This window comes from Salinicola sp. RZ23 (assembly GCF_003206675.1).
GTDB lineage: Bacteria > Pseudomonadota > Gammaproteobacteria > Pseudomonadales > Halomonadaceae > Salinicola > Salinicola endophyticus.
Window position 1 is genome coordinate 90,205 of the sequence record NZ_PZJK01000018.1, and the last position, 18,732, is coordinate 108,936.

General features: G+C 67.4%; 16 protein-coding genes. 9 read left to right on the plus strand and 7 right to left on the minus strand.

Annotated features, from left to right (window positions below; genetic code table 11):
• The first annotated feature begins 109 nt into the window (after positions 1-109).
• Positions 110-2,305, plus strand: coding sequence for an OsmC domain/YcaO domain-containing protein (locus DOM67_RS18255; RefSeq protein WP_110678567.1), 2,196 nt, complete (start codon positions 110-112; stop codon positions 2,303-2,305).
• 62 nt (positions 2,306-2,367) lie between these two features.
• Here DOM67_RS18255 and DOM67_RS18260 read toward each other — a convergent pair whose 3' ends face one another.
• Positions 2,368-3,411, minus strand: a complete 1,044-nt coding sequence (locus DOM67_RS18260) for a LysR family transcriptional regulator (protein ID WP_232825317.1) — start codon at positions 3,409-3,411, stop codon at positions 2,368-2,370.
• Positions 3,412-3,541: 130 nt separating this feature from the next.
• On the opposite strand from DOM67_RS18260, the gene DOM67_RS18265 reads away from it, so the two are divergent.
• Positions 3,542-4,717 carry an alkene reductase gene (locus DOM67_RS18265; RefSeq protein ID WP_110678571.1) on the plus strand — a complete coding sequence of 392 codons (1,176 nt, stop codon included), beginning with the start codon at positions 3,542-3,544 and terminating at the stop codon, positions 4,715-4,717.
• Positions 4,718-4,748: 31 nt separating this feature from the next.
• Here DOM67_RS18265 and DOM67_RS18270 read toward each other — a convergent pair whose 3' ends face one another.
• Both DOM67_RS18270 and DOM67_RS18275 read right to left on the minus strand, forming a co-directional pair.
• Positions 4,749-5,672, minus strand: a complete 924-nt coding sequence (locus tag DOM67_RS18270) for an ornithine cyclodeaminase (RefSeq protein WP_110678573.1) — start codon at positions 5,670-5,672, stop codon at positions 4,749-4,751.
• Positions 5,673-5,753: 81 nt separating this feature from the next.
• Complete coding sequence (locus tag DOM67_RS18275; RefSeq protein ID WP_110678575.1) at positions 5,754-6,197, minus strand: CBS domain-containing protein; 444 nt, start codon at positions 6,195-6,197, stop codon at positions 5,754-5,756.
• A 293-nt stretch (positions 6,198-6,490) separates the two neighbouring features.
• Between DOM67_RS18275 and DOM67_RS18280 the strand changes: the two genes are divergently transcribed.
• The gene (locus DOM67_RS18280) at positions 6,491-8,059 is read left to right on the plus strand and encodes an alkaline phosphatase D family protein (protein ID WP_110678577.1); all 1,569 of its coding nucleotides are present in this window, start codon (positions 6,491-6,493) and stop codon (positions 8,057-8,059) included.
• Positions 8,060-8,297: 238 nt separating this feature from the next.
• Here DOM67_RS18280 and DOM67_RS18285 read toward each other — a convergent pair whose 3' ends face one another.
• Positions 8,298-9,119 (minus strand): helix-turn-helix transcriptional regulator, encoded by an 822-nt coding sequence (locus tag DOM67_RS18285; protein WP_110678579.1) that lies wholly within the window; start codon positions 9,117-9,119, stop codon positions 8,298-8,300.
• A gap of 232 nt (positions 9,120-9,351) precedes the next feature.
• Here DOM67_RS18285 and DOM67_RS18290 point away from each other — a divergent pair, with 232 nt between their 5' ends.
• Positions 9,352-10,824 carry an alanine/glycine:cation symporter family protein gene (locus tag DOM67_RS18290; protein ID WP_110678581.1) on the plus strand — a complete coding sequence of 491 codons (1,473 nt, stop codon included), beginning with the start codon at positions 9,352-9,354 and terminating at the stop codon, positions 10,822-10,824.
• Between the two features lie 67 nt (positions 10,825-10,891).
• Here DOM67_RS18290 and DOM67_RS20245 read toward each other — a convergent pair whose 3' ends face one another.
• Together DOM67_RS20245 and DOM67_RS18295 are read right to left on the minus strand one after the other, a co-directional pair.
• Positions 10,892-11,254 (minus strand): FAD-linked oxidase C-terminal domain-containing protein, encoded by a 363-nt coding sequence (locus tag DOM67_RS20245; protein WP_348627309.1) that lies wholly within the window; start codon positions 11,252-11,254, stop codon positions 10,892-10,894.
• 4 nt (positions 11,255-11,258) lie between these two features.
• Complete coding sequence (locus DOM67_RS18295; protein ID WP_280951082.1) at positions 11,259-12,311, minus strand: FAD-binding protein; 1,053 nt, start codon at positions 12,309-12,311, stop codon at positions 11,259-11,261.
• Between the two features lie 288 nt (positions 12,312-12,599).
• On the opposite strand from DOM67_RS18295, the gene DOM67_RS18300 reads away from it, so the two are divergent.
• Positions 12,600-13,883 (plus strand): MFS transporter, encoded by a 1,284-nt coding sequence (locus DOM67_RS18300; RefSeq protein WP_110678583.1) that lies wholly within the window; start codon positions 12,600-12,602, stop codon positions 13,881-13,883.
• On the opposite strand, the gene DOM67_RS18305 is transcribed toward DOM67_RS18300, so the two are convergent.
• On the minus strand, positions 13,880-14,464 hold the full coding sequence (locus DOM67_RS18305) for an NAD(P)H-dependent oxidoreductase (RefSeq protein WP_110678585.1): 585 nt from the start codon (positions 14,462-14,464) through the stop codon (positions 13,880-13,882). The genes DOM67_RS18300 and DOM67_RS18305 overlap by 4 nt on opposite strands.
• A gap of 189 nt (positions 14,465-14,653) precedes the next feature.
• Here DOM67_RS18305 and DOM67_RS18310 point away from each other — a divergent pair, with 189 nt between their 5' ends.
• The 4 genes from DOM67_RS18310 to DOM67_RS18325 all read left to right on the plus strand — a co-directional run bounded on the left by DOM67_RS18310 (position 14,654) and on the right by DOM67_RS18325 (position 18,731).
• The gene (locus DOM67_RS18310; protein WP_110678586.1) at positions 14,654-15,556 is read left to right on the plus strand and encodes a LysR substrate-binding domain-containing protein; all 903 of its coding nucleotides are present in this window, start codon (positions 14,654-14,656) and stop codon (positions 15,554-15,556) included.
• 205 nt (positions 15,557-15,761) lie between these two features.
• Entirely contained in the window at positions 15,762-16,766 is a 1,005-nt protein-coding gene (locus DOM67_RS18315) for a LacI family DNA-binding transcriptional regulator (RefSeq protein WP_110678588.1), read from the plus strand.
• Between the two features lie 61 nt (positions 16,767-16,827).
• Positions 16,828-17,850, plus strand: coding sequence for an ABC transporter substrate-binding protein (locus DOM67_RS18320; RefSeq protein ID WP_198651866.1), 1,023 nt, complete (start codon positions 16,828-16,830; stop codon positions 17,848-17,850).
• A gap of 2 nt (positions 17,851-17,852) precedes the next feature.
• Complete coding sequence (locus DOM67_RS18325; RefSeq protein ID WP_198651867.1) at positions 17,853-18,731, plus strand: ABC transporter permease; 879 nt, start codon at positions 17,853-17,855, stop codon at positions 18,729-18,731.
• Position 18,732: the final 1 nt, after the last annotated feature.

Sequence of the window (18,732 nt, forward strand, 5' to 3'; positions counted from 1 at the left end):
CACTTCCCAGTACGCCCCCAAGACGAAGCGCCCTCAAACCCGGATAATGGCCGCCATCCACCTCCCGTCGGTCACGGAGGTCAGCCACTTATCAACGCGGTCTCTCTCCATGGAAATCAAGGTCAACTATCTCGACAACCTGCGCCAGGAAGCCAAGTTCGACGACTTCACGGTGATCACCGACCAGCCGATCCGCTACAAGGGCGACGGCTCGGCGCCGGGTCCGTTCGACTACTTCCTCGCCTCCACGGTGCTCTGCGCGGCCTATTTCGTGCGGGTCTACTGCAACGCCCGCGAGATCCCCACCGAGCACATCCGGCTGTCGCAGAACAACATCGTCGACCCGGAGAACCGCTACAACCAGATCTTTCGCATCCAGATCGAGCTGCCGGCGGACATCTCCGACAAGGATCGCACCGGCATTCTGCGCTCGATCGAGCGCTGCTCGGTCAAACGGGTGATCCAGAACAACCCCGAGTTCCAGATCGAGGCGGTGGAGAACATCGACGAGAACGCCCAGGCGCTGTTGATGGGCGGCTCGCTCGACAAGGACGCCGAGAGCCAGGAGACCTGGATCGAAGGCAAGGACCTGCCGCTGGAGCGCACCATCGCCAACATGACGGGCATCCTCGAGGCGCTCGGCATGAAGATAGAGATCGCCTCCTGGCGCAATATCGTGCCCCACGTCTGGTCGCTGCACATTCGCGATGCGGCCTCGCCGATGTGTTTCACCAACGGCAAGGGGGCGACCAAGGAGGCCGCGCTGTGCTCGGCGCTGGGCGAGTTCATCGAGCGCCTCTCCTGCAACTTCTTCTACAACGATCAGTTCTTCGGCAGCGAGATCGCCGCCAGCGAGTTCGTCCATTATCCGAACGAGCGCTGGTTCCAGCCGGGGCCGGACGACGCGCTGCCCAGCGAGATTCTCGATGACCACTGCCGCGCGATCTTCGATCCGGAGGGCGAGCTCAGAGGCTCGCACCTCTATGACACCAACTCCGGACGCACCGACCGCGGCATCGTCTCGCTGCCGTTCCAGCGCCACTCGGACGGCGAGACGGTATGGTTCCCCTCCAACCTGATCGAGAACCTCTATCTCAGCAACGGCATGAGCGCGGGCAACACCATCGCCGAAGCGCAGGTGCAGTGTCTCTCCGAGATCTTCGAACGGGCGGTGAAGCGCCAGATCATCGAGCAGGAGATCGCGCTACCGGACGTGCCCGAGGCGGTGCTGGCGCAGTACCCGACGATTCTCGAAGGCGTGCAGGCGCTGGAAGCCCAGGGCTTCCCGGTGCTGGTCAAGGATGCCTCGCTCGGCGGGCGCTTCCCGGTCGCCTGCGTCACCTTGATGAACCCGCGTACCGGCGGCGTGTTCGCCTCCTTCGGCGCGCACCCCAGCCTGTCGGTCGCCATCGAACGCAGCCTCACCGAGCTGCTGCAGGGGCGCAGCTTCGAAGGCATGAACGACCTGCCGCCGCCCACCTTCAACTCCCAGGCGGTGAGTGAACCGAACAACTTCGTCGAGCACTTCATCGACTCTTCCGGCGTGGTGTCGTGGCGCTTCTTCAGCGCCACGGCGGATGTCGACTTCGTCGAGTGGGATTTCTCCGGTACGAACGACGAGGAGGCCGAGCGCCTGTTCGCGATTCTCGAGGAGGAGGGCCTGGAGGCCTATGTCGCCCTCCACGATGACCTCGGCGCCCCGGTGTGCCGCATCCTGGTGCCCGGCTACTCCGAGGTCTATCCGGTCGAGGATCTGGTGTGGGACAACACCAACATGGCGCTGACTTTCCGCGAAGATATTCTCGCGCTGCACGCCCTGGATGAGGCGCAATTGACCGATCTGCTCGACCGCCTGGAGGAGAGCGAGCTCGACGAGCAGATGAAGATCGTCACCCTGATCGGGATCGAGTTCGACGACAACACCGTGTGGTCGGAGCTGACCATCGCCGAGCTGAAGTTGCTGATCCAGCTGGCGCTGGGCCGCCTCGAGGACGCCCTGGACGGCGCACAGATGTTCTTGCAGTTCAACGACAACACCGTCGACCGCGGGCTCTTCTATCAGGCGCTGTCGGCGGTGCTCGAGATCGCCCTGGACGACGATCTCGACCTCGACGACTACCGCCACAACCTGACCCGGATGTTCGGCGAGGCGAAGATGGCGGACGCCATCGGCGCGGTGGAGGGCTCGGTGCGCTTCCCCGGGCTGACACCGACCAGCCTTGAGCTCGACGGCATCGAGCGCCACCAGCGCCTGCTCGAGAGCTATCACAAGCTGCATGCCTGGCGCGCGACGCACCGGGGCTGAGCGCCTCCAGCCCCCCGCCGCCCTCTCTCGAGGTGGCTGCGGGGGGCTCGTGCGCCCTGGCCTTAACTCCGCCGCGCCAGCTTCTCGATCATCCAGCGGTGAATCGCGCTCTCCTGGGTGCGCGGATGCCAGGCAACGGCCACCTCGAACGTCGGCGTGGCGAAATCGATGGTGAGCGGCACCACCTTGGGATTGGGCAGCAGCCGCGCGGGATAGAAAGCGATCAGGTCGGTGGTGTAGAGCACATCCGGCGCCGCCTTGAACGTCGGCACGGAGATGACGATATGGCGCTCCAACCCCTGGTCGGCGAACCACTGATCGTGGGAGCCCTTGAGCGCCGAACGTGACGGCGAGACCACCAGCTGCGGCAATGCGGCGATCTCCCCGATCGACAGCGTCCGGCCGTGCAGCGGCGAACAGGGGCTGGCGACGCAGACGTGGCGATCGTCGAAGAGCGTGAGATAGGGCAGCGAATCGGGCAGAAAGTCCGGGAACGAGAGCGCCAGATCGAGCTCCCCCGACATCAGCTTGCGCTCGACCTGATCACTCTCGAAGGGCTGCACGATCAGCCTGAGAAACGGCGCCTGCTGACGCACCTCGCGCAGGAAAGCCGGCAAGATCGCCTGCATCGCATAGTCGGTCGCGCTGAGCGTCACCACGCCCTCGTAGGTGGCCGGGGTGAACTCGACCGGCGCCAGCAGCGCATCGATCTCATGAAGAATACGCTCGACCCGCTCGCCGAGTTCGAGCGCCAGCGGCGTGGCGGTCATGCCGTTGCCCTGACGCAGAAAGAGCCGGTCGTCGAAGAGCTCGCGCAGCTTGCGCAGCTGTTCGCTGATCGCCTGCTGGGTCAGCCCCATGCCGACGGCGACGCGGGAGAGATTGCGTTCGCGCAGCAGCGCCTGGAGTACCCGCAGCTGCTTCAGATCGAGCCGATTGAGCCGCCCGGCACGTCGCGTGCGTTCTCCTCCGCCCGGCCGCCTGGCGCTGTCGCTTATCTCATGCTTCTCTCCCTCGCGCCCCTCTCCCCCGAGACCCTCTCCCCCGAGACCCTCTCCCCCGCGACTCCCTCGATCGCTATCGCCCTCCCTGTGCTCATCTTCCACGCCCTCACCATTCATATTGGTAACCTTTACAAAGAAACATTGTTTCTAATGGTAGCTCGGACTCCTTACCCTCTCGCCATCGAATTCGACCGAGAGGCGGCACCGCCACGACGCCCGGAGAGGGAAGAGAATGGATAATGCAGCACTGTTCGAAACGGTCGGCCTGGGGCCGTATACCCTGAAAAATCGCATCGTGATGCCGCCGCTGACGCGCTCGCGCAGCAGCCAGCCGGGCAACGTTCCCAACGACTGGATGGTCGAGTACTACGCCCAGCGTGCGGGTGCCGGCTTCATGGTCACCGAAGGTACACAGATCGAGCCGCGGGGCCAGGGCTACGCCTGGACACCGGGCATCCATTCGCAGGAGCAGATCGCGGGCTGGCAGGCAGTCACCGCAGCCGTTCACGCCCGCGGTGGCGTGATCTTCTCCCAGCTCTGGCATGTCGGGCGGGTTTCGCACCGCTCGCTGCAGCCGGGCGGCAAGGCGCCGATCGCACCGTCGGCGATTCGCGCCGACTCGGTCAGCGTCTTCGTCGAGACCGCACCGGGCGAAGGCATGCTCACCGCGCCGAGCGAACCCGAGGCGCTGACCACTGCCGGCGTCGAAGAGCTGGTCGAACGCTACGCCCAGGCAGCGCGCAACGCCCTGGCGGCGGGCTTCGACGGGGTTGAGCTGCACTGCGCCAACGGCTATCTGGTCAACCAGTTCATTTCCGAGCACACCAACACTCGCACCGACCGTTACGGCGGTAGCCTCGACAACCGACTGCGCTTTCTCGAGGAGATCGTCGACGCGGTGGCCGGCGTATTCGGTGCGGAGCGCGTCGGCGTGCGCTTCTCGCCGCTGTTCGAGAGCACCGAGGAGGATCGTGTCTATCTGGGGCTGGTCGAGAGCGATCCGCACACCACCTACGTCACCGCCATCGAGCGCCTGGAGCAGGCCGGCGTCGCCTACGTGTCACTCGCCGAGGCGGACTGGGACAATGCGCCGGACCTGCCGGAGACCTTCTACCGAGCCGTGCGCGAGACTTTCTCCGGCTGCCTGCTCTATGCCGGGCGCTACACCCCCGAGAAGGCGCTCTGGATGCGCGAGCGGGGCTACGGCGATCTGTTCGCCTTCGGGCGTCCTTTCATCGCCAACCCGGACCTGCCCCAACGGCTCTACCACGGTTGGCCGCTGAACGACGTCGACCCGGCGACGATGTACGGCGGCACTGACGTCGGCTATATCGACTATCCCACCTACGCCGAGGCCACGCGCGAGACCGCTACTGCCACCCCGGCGGAGGTGGACGCAGCACGATAGGGAAGGCGCCCCAGCGCGCCGCCCTAGCGACTCAGCCGCTGGCTTCGACGATATAGCGCGCGATCATCAGATCGAGATGGGCACCACCGCCGTTCTTGTAGAGCGTGATATCGCTGTCGTCCCGGCGGCCGGGGGCGCCGCCGAGCAGCTCACGCAGATCACCCAGCACGTCGCTCTCCGCGATGGTGCCGGCGGCCAGCGGGATAGCCAGCTCGCCGATATGGCCTAAGGTACTGTCGCGGCTGTCGACGAACAGCCGCGCGCGGGTCAGCAGGGCATCGTCGGCCTCGCGCATGTCGGCCTTGAAGGCGCCGATCAGATCGACATGGGTGCCGGGGCGCACCCACTCGCCGCGCAGAAACGGCTCCCGTGCCAGGGTGGCGGTGGCGATGATATCCGCCTGGCCGGCGGCCTCGGCCAGCGCGTTCGCTGTCACCACGGGCACGCGGTGGCCGGCATAACGTTCGGCCAGTGCCGCCGCCCGGGCTGGCGTGCGGTTCCACAGGCTGATGCGTTCGAGGGACGGGAACAGCGCGCTATAGGCCTCGATCAGGCTCGCCGCCACTGCCCCGGCACCACAGATCAGCAGTTGGCGGCTCTGCGGCCGCGCCAGGCACAGCGCCCCCAGCACCGAGTCGCTGGCGGTCTTGATCTCGGTGACCAGGCGACTGTCGAGTACCGCCTGCAGCCGGCCATCCTCGGGGGCGAAGTAGAGCATCGCCCCCTGCACCGTCGGCAGCCCGCGCGCGGCGTTGGCCTCGAATACGGTCACCGCCTTGGCGCCGTAGCCGAGCCCGGGGATGAAGCAGGAGCGGTTGAGTAGCGTGCCCTCGGCCGGGCCGAGAAAACTGTCGTCGATCTGCGGCGGTGCGCCCAGATGGCCCTGGCGCAGAGCCTCGACCGCGCCCGCCCACTCCAGCGCGCCGCGCGCGTCCTCATAGCCGATCTGGCGCATCCGTTGGCCCTCGCTGCTGGTGTCGTATTGGTCGTCTCCGATCGACCCTAGCCAGTGTGGGTGCCGCAGCGCAAGCGCCGCTCAGGCAGGCTGGGCCTCGAGCAGGCGCACCGCCAGGTGTACGAAGTCCACCGACGAGACGATCCCCACCAGCCGCCCGTCGCCATCGACCACCGGCATCGCGCCCTGGCGATTGTCGAGCAGGGCGCGGCCGGCTTCGGCCAGGGGCGTCTCCGGCGTCAGCGTCGGCACGTCGCCGGTGAGCACCTCCTCGACCGGGATCAGGGCCAGGTGATGGCTCAGGCGATTCGACCCGTAGACATTGGTGATCTGCAGCGCCTCACGCAGCACCACCTTCTGATTGAGCATTCCCACCAGCTGCGCCTGCGCATCGAGCACCGGCAGATGACGAATCTTGTGCTCGCGCATCGCCTCATTGCCATCGTGCAGTGACTGGTCGAGACGCAAGGTAAGCACATCACGGATCATGATATCCGCAACGCGTTGGGGTAACGCCTGACTCATGCCGACTCTCCTTGAGTGACCTCCGAAGCCTTGACCAATCCTGCGATTGACCAACCGTTCCGGTGATTATCGGCAGCCGGGCGGCGCAGCGTAGGCCCTAAATTAGTTCTTGTGCGAAAACCGCCTGCACTCAACGACTTCGCGCACCCAACCGGATTCCCCGCATCTGCCTTGCCTAGGCCCTGTACGAAAACTACCTGCGCTCGGCGGCATACAGCGGCGCTTCACGCTGTCGTCATCTGCCCCCACTAGCCTCTGGCGTAACGCCCGTGACCGCCCGAGGAGACGACACCATGCAGCCCACCAAGCCCCCCATCACCCGCCGCGACCTTCTGGTCCGAGGCGGCCAGCTCGGCCTTGCCGCCGTCGGCCTGCTCGGCGCCCCGGCCATCGTGCTCGCCGAGAGCCGCCGCCCGGCGCTCCAGGGAGGCGTGATGAGCGGCGACGTACTGCCCGACCGCGCCATGCTGTGGGCCCGCGCCGACCGCCCGGCGCGGATGCTGATCGAGGTCGCCGACAATCCCGACTTCCGCGCCGCCCGCCAGCTGCCCTGGGTCGATGTGCTACCCGACAGCGGGCTGATCGGCAAGCTCGATGCCACCGGGCTCGGCGGCATGCCGGAAGTCCACTATCGGGTGCGTTTCGCTGCTCTGGGTGACGCCCGGGCGGTCAGCGAGCCGGTGGTCGGCCGCCTGCGCCTGCCGCCGAGCGCACCGCGGGATCTGCGCTTCGTGTGGTCCGGCGACGTGGTCGGTCAGGGCTGGGGCATCGATGAGTCCCGCGGCGGTATGCGCACCTGGGAGGCGATGCGCCAGGTGCGCCCGGACTTCTTCATCCACTCCGGCGACAGCGTCTACGCCGACGGCCCGCTGGCGCCGGAGGTCGCGTTACCCGATGGCAGCACCTGGCGCAACGTGGTCACCCCAGCCAAGCAGAAAGTGGCCGAAACCCTCGAGGAGTATCGCGGCCAGCACGCCTACAACCATCTCGATGCCAACTTCCGCCGCTTTGCCGCCGAGGTGCCTATCCTGGCCCAGTGGGACGACCACGAGACGATCAACAACTGGTACCCCCAGGAGATCCTCGACGACGACCGCTATACCGAGAAGCGCGTAGCCCTGCTCGCGGCCCGCTCGCGTCAGGCGTTTCTCGACTACATGCCGCTGCGGCTGTCGGCGGCGGCGCCGCAGCGCATCTACCGCCGCTTCTCCTACGGCCCGGGCATGGAGGTGTTCATGCTCGACATGCGTAGCTACCGCGGCCCCAACAGCGCCAATCTTCAGGCCGAGGACTCGCCGGCCACCGCTTTCATCGGCGAGGATCAGTTCCGCTGGCTGCACCAGGCGCTCAAGCGCTCCACCGCGACCTGGAAGATCATCGCCGCCGACATGCCGATCGGCCTGGTGGTGCCGGACGGCGACGACTTCGAGGCGATCGCCAACGCCGACCCCGGCCAGCCCCTGGGCCGCGAGCTGGAGATCGCACGCCTGCTCAAGGCGATCCGCGACGACGACATCGCCAACGTGGTGTGGTTCACCGCCGACGTGCACTACACCGCCGCCCACCACTACGCGCCGGAGCGCGCCGCCTTCAAGCAGTTCAAGCCGTTCTGGGAGTTCGTCAGCGGCCCGCTCCACGCCGGCACCTTCGGCCCCAATGACTTGGACGCCACTTTCGGCCCCAAGGTGGTATTCCAGAAGGCGCCGCCGGCGGGTCAGAAGAACCTGCCGCCCTCGGCGGGCTATCAGTTCTTCGGCCAGGTCGACCTCGACGGCGAGAGCGAAACGCTCACGGTAACGCTGAAGAATAGCGACGGCACCGCCCTGCATACCCAGGTGCTGACGCCCGAAAATCGCGCCTGAGTTCGTCGACTTTTCAGGCAGCACCTGGCACACAGCGCCGGCGTGGCAGCTCGCCCGCCGGCGCTGGCTCTTAGAACGCCTTTCACACCCCCTAGACGACGTGGGCTTGTCCGGCGACAGGACGTCGCGAGGGCGCTGTGAACCCCTCCCTGGGCGCTACCTTTGCCATCCCTGGCAAAGGACCCTCGCTTTGCCCTGCCACCAGCGCCCATCGTCAGAGGGGGTTGGAAACACCCTCTTAGACGTAGCGCGCCCGAAACTGCCACTCCCCCGGCCCCACCTCGTTACGAATCGCCGCCACCAGCGCCGGGTCGAGGCGCGGGTCGTCCAGCGCATACAGGCCGCACCCCGCCAGCGCCTGGCGCACGTTCAGTGCCCCCGCGAGGCGCTCGTAGACCACCCGCACGCTGCAGGGCATCCGCTCGCTGCTGTCCGCCACCCCGAGCTTGAGACCGGAGAGCCTAAAGACTTGACTCTTGAAGCTGGGGAACAGGATCGTCTGGGTGATCTCGTGGCCGTTGAGCGACTCGTGGTCGACCAGGAACAGACGGTCGCTCAGCAGCATCGCCACGCCGCGATAGCGGTTGTGACATAGCCGCCCACCGCCGACGGCCGGCATGCGCTCGGTGCGCTGGTAGACCACATCGTCGCCGTGGCGCTCGAGGCACACCAGCGTGCACAGCACGTGCCCGGGTCGCGACATCGCCAGGTAGTACTCGTGGTAGTAGCCCAGATAGCGCGACATCCCCTGGCGGCCCGTCTCCAGCAGCGCCGCCGGTAGCCCCAGGTCGGGAGCAGCGCCCTCGGCGTCTCCCTGCCCCGGCGTGCCGGGGCGCAGGCGCACCAGCGTCTGGAACTCGGCGTGGGGCAGCACGATCTCGTGGAGCTCGACCCCGAAGAAATCGCAGACCCGGCGCATGGTGTGGCCGGCGGGCCGGTAGCGCCCGCTGAGGTAGCGGTTGAACTGCGCCCGGTTGATCTCGAGCCGCCGGCAGACCTCGGCGATCGAGCGGTAGTAGCTGCACAGCAGCCGCAGATTGGCGGCGAAATCGTCCTGCATGAGAAGGGCTCACTGGAGACTGGCGCACTCTGGTGCACTGGGTGCGCAAAAGAGTGCGTCAGGCTGCAACAGGACGTCAAATTCCCCTCCGCTCAGCGAGTGATTAAATGCGTGGCGACGCCTCGATGCCGTCCACAACGACACGCTTCACGACGGCTCGTCCGCGATCACACGTTCCCCAACGACTCGTTCACGACACTCGTTCACAACAACACAAGAGCGGAGACAACGCATGCTGGATTTCCTCAACGACCTGCTGTGGGGCAAGGTCCTGCTGGTGCTGCTGATCGCCGTGGGCGTCGGCTTCACCCTCGCCTCGCGCTTCGTGCAGTTTCGCTACTTCGGCCAGATGTTTCGCATCCTCGGCGCCAGCCAGGCCTTCCGGCGCGACAAGCACGGCCATCTGAGCTCCTTCCAGGCGCTGGTACTGTCGGTGGCCGGACGTGTCGGCGGCGGCAACATCGCCGGCGTGGCGGTGGCGATCACCCTCGGCGGCCCGGGGGCCATATTCTGGATGTGGGTGGTCGGTCTGATGGGCATGGCCACCAGCTTCCTGGAGTGCACTCTGGCGCAGACCTACAAGGAAGCCGAGGCCGACGGCACCTACCGCGGCGGCCCGGCCTACTACATCTCGCGCGGGTTGGGGCGGCGCTGGCGCTGGCTGGCCGCGGTCTACTCGGTGCTGCTGCTGGCGACCTTCGGTTTCGCCTTCACCGCGCTGCAGTCCTACGCCGTGGCCACCTCGTTCGGCGATGCCTTCGGCGTGCCGGTGCTCTACAGCGGGCTGGGGCTGGCGCTGATCGTGGGTCTGATCATCTTCGGCGGTATCAAGCGTATCGCGCGCATCTCCGAGGTGCTGGTGCCGTTCATGGCCGGCGGCTATCTGCTGATCGCACTGCTGGTGCTGGGCCTCAACATCGAGAAGATTCCGGACGTGATCGTGCTGATCGTGAAGAGCGCCTTCGGCCTCGAACCGGCGATCGGCGGTGGTATCGGCGCGGCGATCATGATGGGCGTCAAGCGCGGCCTGTTCTCCAACGAGGCCGGCCTGGGCAGCGCGCCCAACGTGGCGGCGGTGGCCTATGTGCCGCACCCGGCCAACCAGGGCATCGTGCAGGCGTTCTCGGTGTTCATCGATACCGTGGTCATCTGCTCGGCCACCGCCTTCATGATCCTGCTCAGCGGCGTCTACGATCCGACCTCGGCCAGCGATGTGGCGGGGATCGCGCTGACCCAGGCGTCGATGGCCGACCATGTCGGCGAGTGGGGGCGCACCTTCGTCAGTCTGGCGCTGCTGCTGTTCGCCTTCAGCACCATCCTCTACAACTACTATCTGGGCGAGAACAGCCTCAACTACTTCAGCCGCGACAACCAGACACTGTTCAACGCCTTCCGCGTGGCCATCGTGCTGCTGGTGTGCTGGGGCGCGACCACCGATCTGGGCACGGTCTTCGGCTTCGCCGACGTCACCATGGGGCTGCTCGCGGTCGCCAACCTGGTCGCGCTGATCCTGCTGTTCAAGTCGGGGCTGCGCATCCTCAAGGACTTCGACGGTCAGCGGCGCCAGGGCATCGAACGCCCGATCTTCAACGCCAAGGACCATCCGGAGCTGAATCTGGACCCGCAGGCGTGGGAACTGGCACCGGAAGATCTCGAACGCGCCCACCGCACCCTGGGCAATACCCCCGCCACCAGCCGGGGCTGAACCCCTAGATCACGGCCCCGCTCCCAGCGGAGCAGGGCCGTCTTCTGCCCGAATGGCCCCGTCAGTGCTATACCAGCTTGCCGGGGTTCATGATGCCCAGCGGATCGAGTGCGGCCTTGAGGGTGCGCATCACCGCCCAGCCCTCGCCATGTTCGGCCTCCATATAGGCGCGCTTACCGCTGCCGATGCCATGTTCGCCGGTGCAGGTGCCTCCGGCGGCGAGCGCGCGTTCGATCAGGCGCCGGTTGAAGGCCGCCAGCGTCTCGAGTTCTTCGGGACTCTCCCGATCCACCGCGACGACCAGATGGAAGTTGCCATCCCCGACATGGCCGAGCAGCGGCGCTATCAGGCCGCTGGCGGCCACGTCGGCCTGGGTCGCTTCAATGCAGGCGGCGAGCTCGGAGATCGGTACGCAGATATCCGTGGCCAGAAACTCAGCCCCCGGGGCGCAGTGCCTTGGCTGCGTAGGCCGCGTCGTGACGCGCCTGCCACAGCGCGCTGCGCTCCTCCTCTTTGGTCGCCCAGGCGAAGTCGCTGCCGCCGAACTCCTGACACAACGCGGCCATGCTCTCCGCCTGCTCCTTCACGCCCGCGTGGGTGCCGTGAAATTCGAGGAACAGGGTCGGCTTCTCGGCGTAGTCGAGGTGCGAGAAACGGTTGACCGCGCGCATGGCGAGCGCGTCCATCAGTTCGATGCGTGCCATGGGGATACCGTACTGGATCGAGGCGATCACGGTATCGACCGCCCCGGCGACATCCTCGAACGCCACGGTCGCCGCCGACACCGCCTCGGGCAGGCCGTGCAGCCTGACGGTCAGCTCGGTGATGATGCCGAGCGTGCCTTCGGCGCCGATCATCAGATGGGTCAGGTCGTAGCCGGCAGCGGACTTGCGCGCCCGGCTACCGGTCTTGACGATGCGCCCGTCCGGCATCACCACCGTCATCGCCAGCACGTTCTCGCGGATGGTGCCGTAGCGCACGGTGTTGGTGCCGCTGGCCCGGGTCGAGGCCATGCCCCCCATGCTCGCATCCGCGCCCGGGTCGACGGAGAAGAACAGGCCGCTGGCGCGCAGGTGGGTATTGAGCTGGGTCCGGGTCACGCCGGGCTGGACGGTGGCGTCCATGTCCTCGGGGCGCACGGCGAGAATCGCATTCATCGCCGAGAGATCGACACACAGCCCACCGTGCTCGGCGATCACCTGACCTTCGATCGAGGTGCCGACCCCGTAGGGGATCACCGGTACCCGATGGCGGGCGCAGGCCGTGACGACCGCGGCCACCTCTTCGGTGGTGTGGGGAAAACAGACCGCATCCGGCGCGCCCGGGTGATGCCAGGACTCGTCATGACCGTGCTGATCGCGGACGCCGCGGGCGGTGGTGATCCGCTCGCCGAGTCGCGGCGCGAGTTCGCCGATCAGCGCCTCGAGCGCGACCTCCGAGGGCCGTGGTGGCAGAGCAAGCGATGGGGAAGCGGTAGCAGGGGTCATGGCGAAACCTCGTGAGTACATCGGTACCGTGCCGACGATGAGCAGGCTATCGGTTGTGCCACTAGCATACCCAACCGTGGGCGGTGGGGGGCAACTACCGGACACGGCTGGCACCGCCATGTCTTCACTATGTGGTCTCCATCTAGCCTCTATGTGGTCTCCAGGTAGCCTCTATGTGTCGATCACGCCGATCATCGCCGGTGGTCCCTCCCCGCGCGGGGGCCGTCTCGGCACATCCCGGCTACACTGGCTGTCGCCGCAGCCCGCGGTGGATGCCCGAGAGCCCCCATGCCGCCAGCGCCACAGCCCGCCGAGAACCCGCCTCTCGAATCACATGCGTCTGCCCCATCTCATACGCCCTCAAGGCGCAGCCAACGCGGCCTGGATGGCCTGAACTTTTTCCTCGCCGACGTGCGCGACGGCGTGGGGCCCTTCCTGGGGATCTACCTGCTGACCCGCTTCGACTGGAGCGCAGGGCAGATCGGTCTGGCGATGTCGGCGATGACCTTCGCCACCATGCTCTCCCAGAGCCCCGCCGGGGTATTGCTCGACATCACCCGCCGCAAGCGCCTGCTCACCGCCCTCGCCACCCTGGTGGTGGCGGTCTGCAGCGTGCTGATGACACTGCCGGCCTTCGTCAATCTGCCCTCGATCCTGCTGCTGCAGGCGCTGATGGGGGTCAGTGCGGCACTGCTGCTGCCGGCGGTGGCGGCGATCACTCTGGGCATGGTGGGGCGCCGGCGCTTCCCCGCGCGCCAGGGCCGCAACGAGGTGTTCAACCACGCCGGCAACGTGGTCTCGGCACTGCTCGCCGGGCTGCTGGCGCACTTCCTCAGCATCGAGTGGCTGTTCTACTCGCTGCTGCTGTTCGCCTGCGGCAGTCTGATCAGCGCGCTGGCGATCCGCGAGACGGACATCGACCACGTCGCCGCCCGCGGCGCGGTGGCGCAGGAGACAGCCGACGCGCAACCCCACGCCAGCGGCTTGCTGCAGGTGCTGCGCGACCGCCGGGTGCTGATGCTGGGCGCGGCGTTGACGCTGTTTCACTTCGCCAACGCGGCGATGCTGCCGCTGGTCGGCCAGTACCTGACCCTCGGCGATCAGGAGGCCGCCTCGCTCTACATGTCGGCGTGCATCGTGATCGCGCAGCTGGTGATGATACCGGTGGCCTGGTGGGCGGGGCGCCGGGCGATGAGCTGGGGGCGACGGCCGGTATTGATGATCGGCCTGCTCGCGCTGCCGCTGCGCGGCCTGCTCTACGGAGTCAGCAACGATCCGGTGTGGCTGCTGCTGGTGCAGGCGCTGGATGGCATCGGAGCGGGAATCTTCGGCGTGCTGTGGCTGATCGTGGCCGCCGACCTGACCCGCGGCAGCGGGCGCTACAACGCCACCGTCGGGGTCCTCGGTACGCTGTTCGCGCTTGGCGCAGCCGCCTCCAACCTGGTCGCCGGCTATGTGGTGGATGCCAGCGGCTATGTCGGCGGCTTTGTGTTCCTCGCTGCCTTCGGCGCGCTGGCACCGCTGGTATTCTGGTTCGGGGTGGGCGAGACACGCAGCGCCGATGCAGACTAGGCCGTGCCGAACACCTCGCGCAGGTGAGAGCGATAGGCGGCGACGTCACGCTCGACGTCGGGCGCCTTGATCACGTCGTTGGCGATGAAGGTGGGCAGCGCGGCCAGCCCGATGAACTGCTGCGCCTTGTGGAACGGGAAGTAGACGCCGTCGACGCCACGCCCCTCGAAGAAGTCATCGGGCGCCTCGAATGCCTCGCGGGGGGCGTTCCAGGTGAGCGAGAGCAGGTAGCGCCGCCCCTGCAGCAGGCCACCGCTGCCGTACTGTTTGGTAGGGTCCTGGCGCGAGCGGCCGTCGCTGGCATAGAGGGTGCCGTGGCCTTCGGTGAAGACCTCGTCGAGATAGCGCTTCACGCTCCAGGGTGCGCCCATCCACCAGCCGGGCATCTGGTAGACGATGGTGTCGGCCCACAGAATCTTGTCGACCTCCGCCGCGCTGACGTAACCCTGCTCGATCACCGTCTCGCGGATCTCGTGGCCGAGCGCTCCCAGCGTCTCCACGGCCACCGCGTGCAGGGTATTGTTGAGTTCACCGCGGGAATGCGCGAAGGCCTTGCCGCCGTTGATCAGTAGTATCTTCATCTCGAGATCTCCTCCAATGCGTGGTCGTGACCGCGCTTCCGGCGCTGCGCGCCGCTCGCTGTCAGCGATCGATGGACGCTATTGTGGGGATCTCGGGCACGCGAAAAACCCGCGCCCGGGTAAGTCACCTTTGCTTTAGAATCAACAAACCGCGCCGACACGCCTTCCGCCACCGACGGCTTCCGGATCATGAAAAGCACTCTCGAAGAACAGCAGGCCTTCATCGCCGTGGTCGACTGCGGCTCGATCACCGCCGCCGCCGAGCGGCTCGGCATCACCGTGTCGGGGGTCAGCCGCGCGCTCAACCGCCTCGAACGCAAGCTCGAGACCACCCTGATGCGGCGCACCACCCGGCGCCTGGAGCTGACCCAGGAGGGCGAGACCTTTCTCGACCACTGCCGCCGTATCCTCAACGCGGTGGAGGCTGCGGAGGAGTCGGTGGTCGGGCACCATGACCAGCCCCAGGGGCGGCTGCGGGTCAACGCCGCCCCGAGCTTCATGCAACTGGTGCTCGTGCCGCTGATCGGCGAGTTCCGCCGCCGCTATCCCGGTATCACCCTGGAGCTGGATACCCACGACCGCTTCATCGATCTGCTCGAGCAGCGCGTCGATCTGGCGATCCGTATCGGCGACCTGGAGGACTCCTCGCTCCACGCCCGCACCCTGGGGCACAGCCCGTTGCGCCTGGTCGCCAGCCCCGCCTATCTCGAGCGCCGCGGTGCGCCGGCAAAGGTGGCGGCGCTGGCGGATCACGACCTGCTCGGCTTCAGCCAGCTCGATCATCTCAACCGCTGGCCGCTGCGCGATGCCCAGGGCGAGCCGTTGCTCATCACCCCCACGCTCAGCGCCTCCAGCGGCAGCACCCTGCTCAGTCTGGCGCTGGCCGGCGAGGGCATCGCCTGCCTGGCCGACTACATGACGCTGCCACCCCGCCAGCGCGGCGAGCTGGTCGAGGTGCTGGCGACGGCGACCGAGCTGCAGACCCAGCGGGTCAGCGCAGTCTACTACCAGCAGACCGCGCTGACCCGCCGCGCCCGCGCCTTCATGGACTTTCTCGCCGAGCGGCTGCCGACGCGCTATCTCGACGCGTGACGCGGTTTCGGCCGCTCGACGCTTCCGTTAACGCTTCACCCAACTGACATACCGGCGTCACGCCAGCGTCATGCATTCACCCCAGACTGCAAACGTTTTCATTGCCATGGGCAGGTGGGTCGATGTCGTCATGCTGTGGTTCGGGTCGGATCGTCGCGAGCGCGTTCAGGGATATCGTGCAGGCAGCCACGCCGGGAGGTAGCTCATGGCCTCGCGCCCGTCGCTGACCCAGGTCGCCGAGCAGGTCGGCGTCTCGCCGGCCACGGTGTCGCGGGCGTTCAACCGCCCGGAGCTGCTGAATGCGGCCACTCGCGAGCGCATTCTGACCACCGCCAAGCGTCTCGGCTTCCGCCCCAATAAGGTCGGAAGCAGCCTGCGCTCGGGCAGCACCCGTACGCTGGGCCTGCTGCTGCCGACTCTAGCCAACCCGGTGTTCGCCGCCTGCTTCGAGGGCGCGGAGATGGCCGCGCTAGATGCCGGCTACAGCGTGATGCTGGCGACTACCGGCTACGACAGCGAGCGTGAGCGCCTGGCCGCGCGCAGCCTGCTCGATCACCGTGTCGAGGGGCTGATCCTGACCGTGGCCGACCCCGCAGATAGCGCCACGCTGGGCGAGCTCGGCAGCAGCGGAGTGCCTTTCGTGCTGGCCTACAACGAGTCCGACTGCCACCCCTGCGTCAGCGTCGACAACCGCGCCGCCGCCGCCGACATGGTTTCCCATCTGGCCGCGCAGGGGCATCGCCAGCTGGCCATGATCAGCGGCCCGCTGGCCGCCTCCGACCGCGCGGTACACCGCCTGGCGGGGGCAATGGCGTGCGCGGAGACACTGGGGCTGCCGCCCCCGATCCACGTCTCGATGTCACGCCACACCGCCGCCGACCGCGGCCGACTCAAGGAGTTGCTCGCTGCCCCGCAGCCACCGAGCGCGCTGTTCTGCTCCAATGATCTGCTCGCCGCCGCGGTGATCGCCGAGCTGGCCACCCTGGGTCTGCGCGTGCCCGACGACCTCTCGGTGTGCGGCTTCGACGGCATGGATTTCGGCGCGCTGATGGTGCCATCACTGGCCAGCGTGCATCAGCCCAGTACCGATATCGGCAAACACGCCTGCCGCGAGCTGCTGGCCGCACTCGCCGGGCGCCCCAGCCGTTCGCGGCGCCTGCCCCACTGGTTGTTCGATGGCGGCACCATCACCGCGCCGGGCTCGCCATGAAGTTTCCCACTCGCCATGCGATTTCACCCACGCCGCCCCCGCGGCACTCGAGGACCCTGAGATGCTGAACAAGACACTGCGCGCTGCCTGTCTGGCGCTGGGCATGACCACCGTGACCCTGGCCTCGCTGCCGGTTCACGCCACCGACGATACCGCGATCTGCTACAACTGCCCGCCGGAGTGGGCCGACTGGGGCACCCAGTTGAAGGCCATCGAGGCCGATACCGGCGTCCATGTCCCCCAGGACAACAAGAACTCCGGCCAGTCGCTGGCCTCGCTGGTGGCGGAGAAGAACAACCCGGTGGCGGACGTGGTCTATTACGGCGTCACCTTCGGTATCCAGGCCGCCAAACAGGGGCTGGTACAGCCCTACAAGCCGGCCCACTGGGATGCGATCCCTGCCGATCTCAAGGACCCGGACGGCAAGTGGTTCGCGATCCACTCCGGCACCCTGGGCTTCATGGTCAACGTCGATGCGCTGCACGGCCTGCCGGTGCCGCAGTCGTGGAGCGACCTGCTCAAGCCCGAGTACCGCACCATGGTCGGCTATCTCGACCCCGGTTCGGCGTTCGTCGGCTATGTCGGTGCGGTCGCCGTCAACCGCGCCCTGGGCGGCACACTCGACGACTTCACCCCGGCCATCGAGTGGTTCCAGAAGCTGCAGGCCAACAGCCCCATCGTGCCCAAGCAGACCGCCTACGCCCGGGTGCTCTCCGGCGAGATTCCGATCCTGCTCGACTACGACTTCAACGCCTATCGCGCGCGCTACCAGGACCACGCCAATGTGCGCTTCGTGATTCCGCAGGAGGGCACCATCAGCGTGCCCTACGTGATGAGCCTGGTGGCCAATGACCCGAACCCCGCGGCGGCCAAGAAGGTGCTCGACTATGTGCTCTCCGACAAGGGTCAGGCGATCTGGGCCAACGCCTACCTGCGCCCGGTACGCCCGGAAGCGATCTCGCAGGAAGCCCAGAGCAAGTTCCTCCCGGCCAGCGACTACGCCCGCGCCGGTACCGTCGACTACACCCAGATGGCGGCGGCGCAGCGCGCCTTCGCCCAGCGCTACGCCGACGAGGTGAATTGATGATGGCGGCCCCGCACCGGGCCGCCCCGCTCACTTCGCGGGGCGGTCGCCGGGCGGCGCTGGCGGGGCGCCGCGCCTGGCTGCCCATCGCCATACCCGCCGCCACGCTGTTCATCGCCTTCTGGCTGCTGCCGATGGCCAAGCTGGCCGGGCTGGGGGCGGCCACGCCCCAGGGCATGGAGAGCTCGGCCTACTGGCTGGTGGTGACCCAGCCGCGCTACTGGCAGAGCCTGGCCAATACGGTGGCGCTGTCACTGGGGGCGACCCTCGCCACCCTGGCCATCGCGCTGCCGGTCAGCCGCTTTCTGGCCCGGCATCCGCACTTCCCCGGGCGCCGGGCGCTGATGGCGCTGCTGCTCTTTCCGCTCGCCTTCCCCGGCGTGGTGGTGGGCTTTCTGGTGATCCTGACCACGGGCCGTCAGGGGGTGCTCAATACGCTTTCGCGGGCACTCACCGGCGAGCCGACGGTGCTCGCCTACGGCATGGCCGGGCTGTTCATCGGTTATCTCTACTTTCTGCTGCCGCGCACCATCGGCGTGCTGATGGCAGCGGTGGAAGGCATCGACAAGCAGTGGCTGGAAGCGGCGCAGACCCTCGGGGCTCGGCCGTGGCGCCGGTTCGTCGATATCGAGCTGCCGGCGCTCTCCAGCGCGCTCACTGCCGCCGGGGCGATGTGCTTCGCTACCGCCATGGGCGCCTTCGGCACGGTCTTCACCCTCGGCACCCGGATCGACGTGCTGCCGATCACCATCTACGACGAGTTCACCCACTACGCCAATATCCCGGTCGCAGCGGCGCTCTCCGTGGTACTGGGGCTGGCCACCTGGGCGGTGCTCTACGCCGCCAATGCATTTGCCGGCCGCGCGGCGCACGGGCGCTGAG